Raw genomic sequence first — 12,980 nt, forward strand, 5'->3', positions numbered from 1 at the left:
CTGACACACCGCCATCGGGGGCAAGCCCCCTCCCACATTTCGAACAGTGTCAGGCTGCAATCACGCGATTCTTCCCCTGACGCTTGGCTTCATACATCGCCGCATCGGCGCGGCCGAACAGTTTGTCCAGCGTTGAGTCATCCTCGCGCAGGCTGGTCAATCCCTGGCTGACCGTCACGGTAAAGGCGTGGCCTTCGACACTGAAACTCAACGCCTGGATTTCCTTGCCCAGCCGCTCGGCCACCTGCAGGGCCATCTCCGGGGCGCAACCGGGCAGGACGGCGGCGAATTCTTCGCCACCGATACGTCCGAACAGGTCGCCACGGCGCAACACCCCACGCCCGCTTTCGGCGATACGCCGCAGCACCTGGTCGCCCTCCAGATGGCCGTAGGTGTCGTTGATGTCTTTGAAATCATCGATGTCCAGCAGCAGGAACGCCAGCGGTGTGCCCTGCGCGCAGGCGCTGTCGAAGGCCTGGTTGGCGAGTTCGAAGAAGTGCCGTCGGTTGCTGCTCTGGGTCAGCACGTCGGTGGTGGCCAGGCGATGCAGTTCCAGCTCCAGGTGCTTTTTTTCGGTGATGTCCTCCGCCATACCCACAACGATCAGCGGCTTGCCCGGCTCGGCCTGCTGGTTGATATAGCATTTGTCGCTGAGCCAGCGGATCTGCCCGTCGAGCGTGACGATGCGGTATTCGCGGTCTTCCACGGCGCCCTGCTCCAATACACGGGCCAGGCTGTGTTCGGCGTAGTCGAGGTCTTCGGGGTGAATGCTGTTGCGCCATTCCCGATGGTCGGCCAGCAGCAAACCGGCGCTGCGGCCGAATATGCGCTCATAGGCCGGGCTGACGTAGAGCACGCGGCGGGTTTCCCAATCGATGGCCCACAACACGGCATTCACGCTCACCAGCAGCGAGCTGAGCAGTTGCTCACGCTCACTCAGGCGCTCGACCTCACCCTGGGCATGCATCAGCGCCAACAGCGTCGACGCCGCCGCCGGGCGTGGTGGCTGGGCAGTGGACACATCAGGCGTGCAGGGCTTTTCGTGAACCATCGGAACAACTCTCTCTGGGCGCGCCGCAGGATGGAACAGCGGTCACTACAAGGGGTCACCATGATGGCGAAGTGTTCTTTGAGAGAGGGGAATTGCAGTGAAGTTCCGTGATCGGGCTCGATTGACGGTGCCCGGAAAATGGCGTCAGAAAGCCAGTGTGCGGGAGGGCGAGCCCTCCCGCAGTCGCGTCAGACCCCTGCGGGGCGCAGTGAATAGGTCTTCAATTGGTGGGCAAAATCGCGCAGGGATTGGATGCCGCTGGCTTCGGCTTCGTGTACCCATTCCTTGATCGCAGCCAGCATGTCATGGCCGTTGGTGCTGGTCTTGAGCCAGATCTGCTGCAGCGCCAGCCGCTTTTCGTAGATCACGCTCAGCGCCTGGCTGTGTTCCAGCATGCTTTGAATGCGCACGTGGTGGCGATCGTTCAGCAGGCTGGTTTCCCGCGACAGCAGACGCTTGGCGCGGTGGAACTGGTGGCGGACCGAGTGATCGACTTTCTCCAGCTCCTGCTTGACCAACGGGCCGATGACCAATTTGCGGTATTGGGCCATGATCTGGAAGCGGTTGTTGAGGATCGCCATGGCCGTGTCCATGTCCAGATGACCCTTGCCTTCGACGCGGTGGGCGATCGGCGCGACGCGCTGCACCTTGGCCAGGCGCAGGAAGCTGAACACCTTGATCCAGGCCCAGCCCAGGTCGAACTCCCATTTCTTGACCGACAACTTGGCTGAGTTGGGGTAGGTGTGGTGGTTGTTGTGCAGCTCTTCGCCGCCGACGATGATGCCCCACGGCACCAGGTTGGTGGCGGCATCGCGGCATTCGAAGTTGCGATAGCCCACGGCATGGCCCAGGCCGTTGATCACGCCGGCGGCCCAGAACGGGATCCACATCATCTGGATCGCCCAGATGGTGATGCCGATGGTGCCGAACAGCAGCAGGTCGATAACGCCCATGAGCGCCACGCCCAGCAGCGGGAAGCGCGTGTAGAGGTTGCGTTCGATCCAGTCGTCCGGGCAGTTCTTGCCGTAGATGCGCAGGGTCTCGGGGTTTTCCGCCTCGGCGCGGTACAGCTCGGCACCTTTGCGCAGCACGGTGGACAGGCCCTTGATCACCGGGCTGTGCGGGTCATCGGCGGTTTCGCATTTGGCATGGTGCTTGCGGTGGATAGCGGTCCACTCGCGGGTGTTCTGCGCCGTGGTCAACCACAGCCAGAAGCGGAAGAAGTGTTTCAGGCCGGCATTGAGCTCGAGCGAGCGATGGGCTGAATAACGGTGCAGATAGACCGTGACCCCAATAATGGTCACGTGGGTCATCAACAGCGTGACTGCCACCAGTTGCCAGGCTGACAGGTCAAGAAAACCGTTGTACCACATAGGCTGTATGGCCCTCAGATAAAGTAAAGAACAGCTCACGCATTATCACTAAGCCTACAGAGAAAACCAGCCGCCCTTTCAGATAGGAGTGACTGGATGTTTCTTATTCTATAATCCTCAGCCTTCGTAGGGCGATTCTGTTTTTTGGTAAGGATTACTGACCATATGCTGTTTACATACCGAGGAGCCCTGCGTGCGGGGCTGGTATACCTGCTGATTTCCATCGTATGGCTCAGGCTCAGCCACCACTTATTGATCAACTTTATCGATGAACCCGAGGCCCTGGCGCATTGGCTGCAATGGCGCGGCTATGTCTGGGCGGGCCTGAGCGCGCTGGCTATCGGCCTGATGGGTGTGCGTTTCGCCCGTGTCCACCAACTGCAACAACCCCTGAAAGAAAACCATGAGCGCCTGCAACAGGCCGCTGCGGTGTTTGATTGCACCCGCGAAGGCGTGCTGGTCACCGACGCCCGGGGCGTGATCGTGCACGTCAATCGGGCATTCATGGAGATCACCGGCTACCGGCGCGAAGACGTCATGGGCAAGCCCCCCAGCCTGTTCAAGTCCGGCCGCCATTCGTCGAATTTTTATCGGCAGATGTTCCAGACCCTTGAGCGCGACGGCGAATGGAGCGGCGAAATCTGGAACCGACGCCAGAGCGGAGAAATTTATCCACAGTGGCAAACCATCCGCGTCATCCGCGATGAGAGAGGCCACATCAGCCACTATGTCGCCGTGTTTTCGGACATCAGCGCCATCAAGGACTCCGAACATGAACTGGCGCACCTGGCCAATCACGACCCGCTGACCGACCTGCCCAACCGCCTGCTGTTCACCGACCGCGCCGAGCAGGCCCTGGCCTCGGCGCAAGTGCACAAGCGTGGCTGTGCGTTGCTGCTGCTGGACCTGGACCACTTCAAGATCATCAATGACAGCCTGGGCCACAACGTGGGCGATCAGCTGCTCAAGCTGGTGGCCGAGCGTCTCAAGGGGCTGTTCAGGCCCGGGGTGACCCTGGCGCGCCTGGGCGGCGACGAGTTCGCGGTGTTGGTGGAGAGTTGTCCACAGGTGATGCAGGCAGCTGCCATGGCGCAGCGCATGCTCGACGCCATGAAGGAGCCGTTTGTGTTTGACGGCAACCAGCTGTTTATCAGCGCCAGCATCGGCATCAGCCTGTTTCCCAGCGATGCGCTGAGCGCCGAGCAATTGTTGCGCAACGCCGACTCGGCCCTGTTCAAGGCCAAGCATGCGGGACGTGAAGGCTACGCCCTGTACACCGAGGAACTGACCGCTCACGCGCAGAATCGGGTGGAGATCGCCAGCGAACTGCGCCGCGCCCTTGAGCAACAGGAACTGCGCGTCTATTACCAGCCGGTGCACGGCCTGCAGGACAGCCGCCTGATCGGCGTCGAAGCGCTGGTGCGCTGGCAGCACCCGGAACGCGGCCTGGTACCGCCGGGTGAGTTTATCCCCATCGCCGAGCGCACCGGGTTGATCGCCGACATCGACGCCTGGGTGATGAACCAGGCCTGCCGCCAGATGTGCCAGTGGCTGGCGGAGGGCGCACCGTTGGGCTTTATCGCCGTCAACGTGTCCAGCCGGCTGTTTGCCCGGCGCGAACTTTACGAACACGTGGGCCAGGTGCTTCACGACACAGGCCTGGACCCGGCCTTCCTTGAGCTGGAAGTCACCGAAAGCGCGGTAATGGACGACCCGGAAGTCGCCCTCGAACAACTGCACCGCCTGCGTGAGCTGGGGTTGCGCCTGGCCATCGACGACTTCGGCACCGGCTATTCCTCGCTGCTGCGCCTCAAGCGCCTGCCGGTGCAGAAACTCAAGATCGACCAGGGCTTTGTCGCAGGCCTGCCGTGGGATGAAGACGACGCCGCCATCGTGCGGGTGGTCATCGCCCTGGCCAAAAGCATGGGCATGCAGGTGCATGCCGAGGGGATCGAGCAGGTGGAGCAGGCCCGCTTCCTGCTGGATCAGGAATGTGACATGGGGCAGGGGTACTGGTTTGGCAAGCCGGTGCCGGCCCAGGAGATAGATTGGACCCGGGCACCCCCTATCCAGAGTTGAAATACAGCCAAAATGTGGGAGGGGGCTTGCCCCCGATGGCAGTGTGTCAGCCAAGAGTGACTAACCTGATACACCGCTATCGGGGGCAAGCCCCCTCCCACATTGGAACTGCACAAGGCTTTATTTCAGTGCTGTGGTTCAAAACCCACGCGCAACCCCACGTCCTGTCAGAAAATTCTTTCTGGTTATATAAACATTCTTAAATAGTATTTTTAAGAATATCCGCGCTTATCTACTATCGCTCTCACGCCGCAAGCAGTGCCGCCACTGCCAGGCACTATTCATTTCAGGAGCGAGACCATGAGCGCATCTCTACGTAGCGTCGACGGCCAGGACGAAGCAGCCATTTTGCGTGAGATCCAGAGCGCCCTGCGCGATCTGCGGTTTGGCGCGGTGGAAATCACCGTACACAACGCGCAAGTGGTACAGATCGAACGCAAGGAAAAATTTCGTCTGCAGAACCCGGGTAACAAACCCGCCTAAGAATAAGCCACCAGTAGGAGCGAGCTTGCTCGCGAAAAACGCCAACGATAACGCAGCGCATCAGGTTTAACGCGGTGCTCTTGGGTTTTTCGCGAGCAAGCTCGCTCCTACAGGGTTGCGCCAACATAAGAATTTCAGGAGCTTCTATGTCGTCGATTCGCCGTTACGCCCTGGCCGCCCTGGCCAGTGCCGTGTTTGCCGGTTCCGCCGTCGCCAAGGACTACGAGTTGCTCAACGTCTCGTACGACCCCACCCGTGAGCTGTACCAGGACTACAACGCTGAGTTCACCAGCTTCTGGAAACAGTCCCACCCGGGCGACAACGTCAAGATCCAGCAATCCCACGGTGGTTCGGGCAAGCAAGGCCGCGCGGTGATCGACGGCCTGCGCGCCGACGTGGTGACCCTGGCCCTGGCCGGCGACATCGACGAAATCGCCAAGCTGGGCAAGACCCTGCCGGAAAACTGGCAAACCCGCCTGCCGGATGCCAGCACCCCGTACACCTCGACCATCGTGTTCCTGGTGCGCAAGGGCAACCCCAAAGGCATCAAGGACTGGGGCGACCTGATCAAGAACGACGTGTCGGTGATCACGCCTAACCCGAAAACCTCCGGCGGTGCGCGCTGGAACTTCCTCGCCGCCTGGGCCTATGGCCTCAAGACCGGCGGCAGCGAGGCCAAGGCGCAGGAATACGTTCAAGCGCTGTTCAAGCACGTGCCGATCCTCGACACCGGCGCGCGCGGCTCCACCATTACCTTCGTCAACAACGGTCAGGGCGATGTGCTGCTGGCCTGGGAAAACGAAGCGTTCCTGGCGCTCAAGGAAGACGGCGGCGCCGACAAGTTCGACATCGTCGTGCCGTCCCTGTCGATCCTCGCGGAGCCGCCGGTGGCCGTGGTTGACAAGAACGCCGAGAAAAAGGGCAACACCGAAATCGCTACCGAATACCTCAAGCATCTGTACAGCCCGGCCGGCCAGGAGATTGCGGCGAAAAACTTCTACCGCCCACGCGATGAGAAAGTCGCCGCCAAATACGCCCAGCAGTTCCCTAAACTGGACCTGGTCACCATCGACAAAGACTTCGGCGGCTGGAAAACTGCCCAACCGAAATTCTTTAACGACGGTGGCGTGTTCGACCAGATCTACACGGCGCAATAAACACACCGATCACTGTAGGAGCGAGGCGGGCGGCTAGCTCTTGCTCGCGAAAAACTTCAAGGCACCGCGTGCATTCAGACTGCCCGCGTTATCGTTGACGATCTTCGCGAGCAAGCTCGCTCCTACAGGGGTCAGGAGAGCCCGCATTCGTTTGCGGGTTTTGCATGTCTGTTCCCTTAACCAAGGACTCTTATGTCGCGTCGTACCTCCCCCGTCATACCCGGCTTCGGGCTGACGCTGGGCTACACCGTGGTGTACCTCAGCCTGATCGTGCTCATCCCCCTGGCGGCGATGTTTGTACACGCCGCTCAACTCACCTGGGATCAGTTCTGGAACATCATCTCCGCGCCGCGCGTGCTGGCGGCGTTGAAGCTGAGCTTCAGCACCGCGTTGTACGCCGCGCTGATCAACGGCGTGATCGGCACGCTGCTGGCCTGGGTGCTGGTGCGCTACACCTTCCCCGGACGCAAGATTATCGATGCGATGATCGACCTGCCATTCGCCTTGCCCACCGCCGTGGCCGGCATCGCGCTGACTGCGCTGTATGCGCCCAACGGGCTGGTGGGCCAGTTCGCCGCCGACCTGGGCTTCAAGATCGCCTATACCCCGCTGGGTATCACCCTGGCGCTGACCTTCGTGACCTTGCCCTTCGTGGTGCGCACGGTGCAGCCGGTACTGGCCGACATCCCCCGGGAAGTCGAAGAAGCCGCCGCCTGCCTGGGCGCCAAGCCTCTGCAAGTGTTCCGCCACATCCTGGTGCCGGCCCTGTTGCCGGCCTGGCTGACCGGTTTCGCGCTGGCCTTCGCCCGTGGCGTCGGTGAGTACGGCTCGGTGATTTTCATCGCCGGCAACATGCCGATGAAAACCGAGATCCTGCCGTTGCTGATCATGGTCAAGCTCGACCAGTACGACTACCGCGGCGCCACCTCTATCGGTGTGCTGATGCTGGTGGTTTCCTTTGTCCTGCTGCTGCTGATCAACTTGTTGCAGCGGCGCATCGAACGTCCATAAGGAGGCGCGGAACATGTCCCAATCGTCTATTTCCGCCGCGTCCTCGGCCAACGCCGCCCGGCGTGGCAGCGCGACCTCGCGACGTATCCTGATCGGCCTCGGCTGGCTGGTGTTTGCGCTGTTCCTGCTGCTGCCGCTGTTGATCGTGGTGTCCCAGGGCCTGAAGAACGGCCTCGGCGCGTTCTTTACCGCGATCCTTGAACCGGATGCGCTGTCGGCGCTGAAACTCACGGTGATCGCCGTGGTGATCTCGGTGCCGCTCAACCTGGTGTTTGGCGTCAGCGCCGCGTGGTGCGTGAGCAAATATTCATTCCGTGGCAAAAGCATCCTGGTGACGCTGATCGACCTGCCGTTCTCGGTGTCCCCGGTGATCGCTGGCCTGGTCTACGTGCTGATGTTCGGCGCCCAGGGTTTCTTCGGCCCCTGGTTGCAGGACCATGACATCCAGATTGTGTTCGCCTTGCCCGGCATCGTGCTGGCGACCATCTTCGTCACCGTGCCGTTCGTGGCCCGTGAGCTGATCCCGCTGATGCAGGAGCAGGGCACCCAGGAAGAAGAAGCCGCGCGCCTGCTCGGTGCCAACGGCTGGCAGATGTTCTGGCATGTCACCGTGCCGAACATCAAGTGGGGCCTGATCTACGGCGTGGTGCTCTGTACGGCGCGGGCCATGGGTGAGTTCGGCGCGGTGTCGGTGGTGTCCGGCCATATTCGCGGCGTCACCAACACGCTGCCGCTGCATGTCGAGATTCTCTACAACGAATACAACCACGTCGCCGCCTTTGCGGTGGCCAGCCTGTTGCTGATCCTGGCGCTCTTCATCCTGCTGCTCAAGCAGTGGAGCGAGAACCGAATCAACCGCCTGCGCAACAGCGCCGGTGAGGAATAAGTCATGTCGATCGAAGTCCGTAATGTCAGCAAGAACTTCAACGCCTTCAAGGCCCTGGACAGCATCAACCTGGATATCCAGAGTGGCGAGCTGGTGGCGTTGCTCGGCCCGTCCGGCTGCGGCAAGACCACCTTGCTGCGCATCATAGCGGGGCTCGAAACCCCGGACGCCGGCAGCATCGTGTTCCACGGCGAGGACGTTTCCGGCCACGATGTGCGTGATCGCAACGTGGGCTTTGTGTTCCAGCACTACGCGCTGTTCCGTCATATGACCGTGTTCGACAACGTCGCTTTCGGCCTGCGCATGAAGCCGAAAAACCAGCGCCCCACCGAGAGCCAGATCGCAAGCAAGGTTCACGAACTGCTGAACATGGTGCAGCTCGACTGGTTGTCGGATCGCTACCCGGAACAACTCTCCGGCGGCCAGCGCCAGCGTATCGCCCTGGCCCGCGCCCTGGCGGTGGAGCCCAAGGTGCTGCTGCTGGACGAACCCTTCGGCGCCCTCGATGCCAAGGTGCGCAAGGAACTGCGCCGCTGGCTGGCGCGCCTGCATGAAGATATCAACCTGACCTCGGTGTTCGTGACCCACGACCAGGAAGAAGCCATGGAAGTCGCCGACCGTATCGTGGTGATGAACAAGGGCGTGATCGAGCAGATCGGCTCACCGGGCGACGTCTACGAAAACCCGGCCAGCGATTTTGTGTACCACTTCCTGGGTGACTCCAACCGTTTGCACCTGGGCGAGGACAAACACCTGCTGTTTCGCCCGCACGAAGTGTCGCTGTCGCGGCATGAGCTGGAGGATCACCACGCGGCTGAGGTGCGCGACATCCGGCCGCTGGGCGCGACGACTCGCGTGACCCTCAAGGTCGAAGGCCAGCCCGAGCTGATCGAAGCCGAAGTGGTGAAGGACCACGACAGCCTGACCGGCCTGACCCGTGGCGAGACCCTGTTCTTCAAACCCAAGGTCTGGCAAAAAGCCTGAGCACACCCCGGAACCCCATTTGAAAACCGGGCCAATGTGGGAGGGGGCTTGCCCCCGATAGCGGTGTGTCAGTCACAAATATGCTGACTGATCCACCGCCATCGGGGGCAAGCCCCCTCCCACATTCAGATCCTGCTGGGCTTGAGATCGCGGCGTGTCACCGGGCCTGAGCGTTGCTCAATCTGCTGCTTCAGCGCCTGGCGCACCCCCAGCAAAAACGCCAGCTCCGCCACCACAAACAACGGCCCCACAATCAGCCCCGACACGTCATCCACGAACGCCGGCTTCCTGCCTTCGTAGTAATGCCCGACAAACTGAATCACCCAGCCCACCACAAACATCCCGATACCGCTGCTCAACCACACCGTCGTGCTTTGCGCCGCCAGCACGTGCCCGGCCCATACCGACAAGCCCATCAGCAGCGTCATCAAGGTGCCCAGGGCCAGTTCCAGGCGCAGGTAAAACCACGCCGAAAACAGCGCCAGCAGCACCGCCGGGGAAATCCACAGCGCGCCCACCGTCCATTCGGGGCGTGACAGCAGCACGGCCACCGCCACCACGATCAAGGGAATGCCGATGAAATGGCTGGCGATATTGCGTGGGTCGCGGTGGTAGGCGGCGTATTGACTGAGGTGGTCGACGAGGCTTTTCATTGTTGTTCCTCCTGTAGGATGTTTGATCATGCCCTGTCAGTCGGCGCCTAACTGTCAACTGGGCGACAATCTTCGGAGTTCCCATGGACACAGGCACATGGCACGCGCATTTGGCCAGCGGCCACTGGTTTGGCCACCTGCCTGCACACTTGCAGCGTAGCCTGCTGGCGGCGGCGCGGTTGCGCACGCTGACGGCGGGGCAGTTTCTGTTCAAGCGCGGCGATCCGCCGTGTGGCCTGTATGCGGTACTGGAAGGGGCGGTGCGCATCAGTGCGGTGAATGCCGAGGGCAAGGAAGCGGTGCTGAGCCTGGTGGAGACGCCTCACTGGTTCGGCGAGATCTGCCTGTTCGACAAGCTGCCGCGCACCCACGATGCGCTCGCCACAGGCCCTTGCACGCTGGCGCAGGTGCCGCAGGCGGCGATGCTCGGCATTCTCGAGCGGCAACCGACGTATTGGCGCGATGTGGCCCTGTTGATGAGCCACAAACTGCGCCTGTCCTTGATCAATATCGAACAGATGAGCCTGATGCCCGCGTCGGCGCGCCTGGCCCATCGGCTGCTGATGATTGCTCAGGGCTACGGTGAGCGAACGCAAGCGCGCCGGGTGTTGCAACTGCCCCAGGAGGACCTGGCGGCGATGCTCGGCCTGTCGCGCCAGACCACCAACAGCCTGCTCAAGGCGCTGGAGCAACAGGGCATTCTTGGCTTGAGCTACGGCGCCATCGAGATTCTCGACCTCAATGGCCTGCGCCTGGCTGCCGGACTATGAACCGCGATAGGTGGAGAAGCCGTAAGGGCTGAGCAGCAGCGGGATGTGGTAGTGCTGATCGGCCTGCTTGACCTGGAAAATCACCGGCACTTCGGGGAAGAAGGTTTCGCGGTTGGCTTTCTTGTAATAGTCGCCGGTCTTGAACACCACGCGGTACTCGCCCGGTTTCATGCTGCGATCAGCGGGAAACAGTTCGGCGATGCGCCCCTGCTGGTTGGTCACGCCCTGGGACAGCGATTGCCATTGATCGCCCACGTGTTCTTCCAGGGTGACGTTGACGCCGGCGCTCGGCAGGCCGTATTCCAGGTTGAGCACGTGCACGCTGAGCGGGTTGCCGGCGGCCATGGCCATTGTGCACAGGCCGCTCAGGCTGAGGGCGGCGAGGGTCATGCTGAGGGTTTTCATCGAGACGTCCTTTTTGACAGGGGTAATCAGGGGGTGATTTTCAGGCCCAGTTGCTCGGCGGCTTGTACGGCGCAGGCTTCGTCCTGCGCGGCGCCGCCGGCACCGGCGATGCCCAGCGCGCCGACCAGCTCGGCGTCGGCGAACAGCGGCACGCCACCGCCGAGCAACAGCAACTCGGGCAAGCTGTTAAGGTTGGCGGCCTCGGGGTTGTTGCGCGCGCGCTCGGCGAACAGCCGGGTCGGGGTTTTGCTCGACAGCGCCGTGTAGGCCTTGCGCTGGCTGGCGAGGCTGTTGTGGGGGCCGACGCCGTCGGCGCGCAGGCCCAGCAACAGGTTGCCGCCACGGTCGAGCACGGTCAGCGCGGCGGTGCAGTGCGCCAGGCCGGCATCGGCCAGTTGGCGTGCGGTGCGCAGGTCCAGCTCGGCGTGACGTGGCAGTTGCGGTGTGGCCTGGGCGGCAGTCGCCACGGCGAGGCTCAGGAACAAGGCAGTGCGAAACATGGTGAGGGCTCCAGAAGGCAGGCCGTCACGGTAGCCAGTGGACGTGGTCAAAAGCCGCACAATTTGATGACAGGTTTGTAATCAAACCCAGAGGTAAGGCATGCAGGTGTTGTTAGTGGAAGACCAGCCCCAACTGGCGCAACGCATGGCCCAGGGCCTGAGCGAAGCCGGTTTCGGCGTGGAAGTGGCGGCCAACGGCATGGCGGCGCAGCGCTTTGTGGAAAGCACCGAGTACGACCTGGTGATCCTGGATGTGATGCTGCCGGGCCTGAATGCCTGGAAGTTGCAGCAGGCGATTCGCCAGCGCGGAGATACGCCGGTGCTGTTCCTGACCACGCCTGATGGCATTGAAGATCGGCTGCGTGGGCTGGAATTGCATGAGGATGATTACTTGCTCAAGCCGTTTGATGCCAAGGCGTTGGTGGCGCGGGTGAGGAAGTTGTTGCGGCGTGATCGGGGGCGGTGATTGCCAGTGGCACCGCTATCGGGGGCAAGCCCCCTCCCACACTTTGAAAGTATTCACAATTCAAATGTGGGAGGGGGCTTGCCCCCGATGAGGCCCTCAAAAACACCCCCATTCACCTACCCCAACCCCTCCCTGAACTGCCCCGGCGTCATCCCCGTCCAGCGCTTGAACGCCCGGTTGAAACTGCTGGTATCGGCAAACCCCAGCAAATGACTGATCTCGGCCAATGAGCACTGCGGGTCGCGCAGGTGCAACAGCGCCAGGTTCTGTCGGCATTCATTGAGCAACGCGTCAAACCGGCAGCCTTCATCCGCCAGGTGCCGCTGCAGGCTGCGCAAGCTCAGGTGCAGCGCCTGGGCGATCCGCTCCGCGCCGGGTTCGCCGTCGGGCAGTTGTGCCTCGATGGCGGCGCGCACCCTGCGCTCCCAGGTCAGCGGCTGCAGTTGCGCCAGGGTGCGCTTGAGCACGGTTTCATTGTGTTCGGCCAACTCCGGGTTGGCGTCGTCCAGGTGGCTGTCGAAGTCGTGGGCGGCGAACTCCAGGCGGTCTTCCTCGGCGCCAAAGAACACCGGCGCGCGAAACACCCTGTGCCAGGGCGCGGGGTCGACCGGTTCCGGGCGCCGCAGGTAAACCGCCAGCGGTGCGTAGTCGCGCCCCAGGCGATTGCGGCAGGTACGCACATAGATCGCTGCAAACGCATCGATGGCTTCCGGCGCCGGCGCCGGGCTGCCGTCGGGTTGCAGCAGGCGAAAACGGTAGCCGTCGCCATGACGGCTCAACTCAAGGGTCAGGGCATCACTGACCACCTGGTGATAGCGCACGATGCGCTCGAACACCTCGCGCAAACTGCCGCTGGCCACCAGCGCGTAACCCAATGCATGAAAGGTCGTGGGGCTGACAAACCGCGACACGCGCAAGCCAATCGCCGGATCGCCACTGGCCTGCACCGCCAGTGCCCACAGGCGCGTAGTGGCCGACAACGGGTAGCGCGCGTTCGGGTCGTCCATCAGCAGCGGGTCAAGGCCCGCCTCAAGGCACAGCGCGGCGCTGTCGAGGCCCAAGGCATCAAGTTGCTTGCGCAGGGCGCGGGTCCAGCTGGCGAGGGAAGTCGGTTCAGTCATGGCGATTGGCGCTTGCGGTCAACAGGTTGGCGTGCGGAGCT

At 62.3% G+C, this 12,980-nt stretch carries 14 protein-coding genes and 1 pseudogene; 8 read left to right on the plus strand and 7 right to left on the minus strand.

Annotated features, from left to right (window positions below; translation table 11 throughout):
- Positions 1-49: 49 nt before the first annotated feature.
- Together MRY17_RS00925 and desA are read right to left on the minus strand one after the other, a co-directional pair.
- Entirely contained in the window at positions 50-1,051 is a 1,002-nt protein-coding gene (locus MRY17_RS00925; RefSeq protein WP_181283852.1) for a sensor domain-containing diguanylate cyclase, read from the minus strand.
- A 188-nt stretch (positions 1,052-1,239) separates the two neighbouring features.
- Complete coding sequence (gene desA / locus MRY17_RS00930) at positions 1,240-2,424, minus strand: delta-9 fatty acid desaturase DesA (RefSeq protein WP_181283853.1); 1,185 nt, start codon at positions 2,422-2,424, stop codon at positions 1,240-1,242.
- Positions 2,425-2,589: 165 nt separating this feature from the next.
- Here desA and dibA point away from each other — a divergent pair, with 165 nt between their 5' ends.
- The 3 genes from dibA (at position 2,590) to MRY17_RS00945 (ending at position 6,143) form a co-directional block, all read left to right on the plus strand.
- Positions 2,590-4,503 carry a phosphodiesterase DibA gene (gene dibA, locus MRY17_RS00935; protein ID WP_243353137.1) on the plus strand — a complete coding sequence of 638 codons (1,914 nt, stop codon included), beginning with the start codon at positions 2,590-2,592 and terminating at the stop codon, positions 4,501-4,503.
- Positions 4,504-4,803: 300 nt separating this feature from the next.
- Positions 4,804-4,986 (plus strand): sulfur starvation response protein OscA, encoded by a 183-nt coding sequence (gene oscA / locus MRY17_RS00940; protein ID WP_010565387.1) that lies wholly within the window; start codon positions 4,804-4,806, stop codon positions 4,984-4,986.
- Between the two features lie 146 nt (positions 4,987-5,132).
- On the plus strand, positions 5,133-6,143 hold the full coding sequence (locus MRY17_RS00945; protein WP_124356527.1) for a sulfate ABC transporter substrate-binding protein: 1,011 nt from the start codon (positions 5,133-5,135) through the stop codon (positions 6,141-6,143).
- A gap of 39 nt (positions 6,144-6,182) precedes the next feature.
- On the opposite strand, the pseudogene MRY17_RS26465 reads toward MRY17_RS00945, so the two are convergent.
- Positions 6,183-6,290, minus strand: a pseudogene (locus MRY17_RS26465) (outer membrane lipoprotein carrier protein LolA); the annotation flags it as partial.
- A gap of 45 nt (positions 6,291-6,335) precedes the next feature.
- Between MRY17_RS26465 and cysT the strand changes: the two are divergent.
- From cysT to MRY17_RS00960, 3 genes are read left to right on the plus strand one after another with little or no spacing between them, the layout of a single operon-like run.
- Positions 6,336-7,154, plus strand: a complete 819-nt coding sequence (cysT, locus tag MRY17_RS00950; RefSeq protein ID WP_181283855.1) for a sulfate ABC transporter permease subunit CysT — start codon at positions 6,336-6,338, stop codon at positions 7,152-7,154.
- A 13-nt stretch (positions 7,155-7,167) separates the two neighbouring features.
- Entirely contained in the window at positions 7,168-8,040 is an 873-nt protein-coding gene (cysW, locus tag MRY17_RS00955) for a sulfate ABC transporter permease subunit CysW (RefSeq protein WP_122686303.1), read from the plus strand.
- 3 nt (positions 8,041-8,043) lie between these two features.
- Positions 8,044-9,024, plus strand: coding sequence for a sulfate/molybdate ABC transporter ATP-binding protein (locus MRY17_RS00960; RefSeq protein WP_057725349.1), 981 nt, complete (start codon positions 8,044-8,046; stop codon positions 9,022-9,024).
- Positions 9,025-9,149: 125 nt separating this feature from the next.
- On the opposite strand, the gene MRY17_RS00965 is transcribed toward MRY17_RS00960, so the two are convergent.
- Positions 9,150-9,677 (minus strand): DUF962 domain-containing protein, encoded by a 528-nt coding sequence (locus tag MRY17_RS00965; RefSeq protein ID WP_243353138.1) that lies wholly within the window; start codon positions 9,675-9,677, stop codon positions 9,150-9,152.
- An 83-nt stretch (positions 9,678-9,760) separates the two neighbouring features.
- Here MRY17_RS00965 and MRY17_RS00970 point away from each other — a divergent pair, with 83 nt between their 5' ends.
- Positions 9,761-10,447, plus strand: a complete 687-nt coding sequence (locus tag MRY17_RS00970) for a Crp/Fnr family transcriptional regulator (RefSeq protein ID WP_243353139.1) — start codon at positions 9,761-9,763, stop codon at positions 10,445-10,447.
- Here MRY17_RS00970 and uraH read toward each other — a convergent pair.
- Positions 10,442-10,852, minus strand: coding sequence for a hydroxyisourate hydrolase (gene uraH, locus MRY17_RS00975; protein ID WP_243353140.1), 411 nt, complete (start codon positions 10,850-10,852; stop codon positions 10,442-10,444). The genes MRY17_RS00970 and uraH overlap by 6 nt on opposite strands.
- 26 nt (positions 10,853-10,878) lie before the next feature.
- Positions 10,879-11,352: a GlcG/HbpS family heme-binding protein gene (locus tag MRY17_RS00980; protein WP_122463585.1), complete on the minus strand. Its 474-nt coding sequence runs from the start codon at positions 11,350-11,352 to the stop codon at positions 10,879-10,881.
- A gap of 100 nt (positions 11,353-11,452) precedes the next feature.
- On the opposite strand from MRY17_RS00980, the gene MRY17_RS00985 reads away from it, so the two are divergent.
- Complete coding sequence (locus MRY17_RS00985; RefSeq protein ID WP_243353141.1) at positions 11,453-11,818, plus strand: response regulator; 366 nt, start codon at positions 11,453-11,455, stop codon at positions 11,816-11,818.
- A gap of 116 nt (positions 11,819-11,934) precedes the next feature.
- Here the strand turns inward: MRY17_RS00985 and MRY17_RS00990 are convergent, their stop codons facing one another.
- The gene (locus tag MRY17_RS00990; RefSeq protein WP_243353142.1) at positions 11,935-12,939 is read right to left on the minus strand and encodes an AraC family transcriptional regulator; all 1,005 of its coding nucleotides are present in this window, start codon (positions 12,937-12,939) and stop codon (positions 11,935-11,937) included.
- Between the last annotated feature and the right edge of the window lie 41 nt (positions 12,940-12,980).

This window comes from Pseudomonas orientalis, from assembly GCF_022807995.1.
Taxonomy (GTDB): domain Bacteria; phylum Pseudomonadota; class Gammaproteobacteria; order Pseudomonadales; family Pseudomonadaceae; genus Aquipseudomonas; species Aquipseudomonas orientalis_B.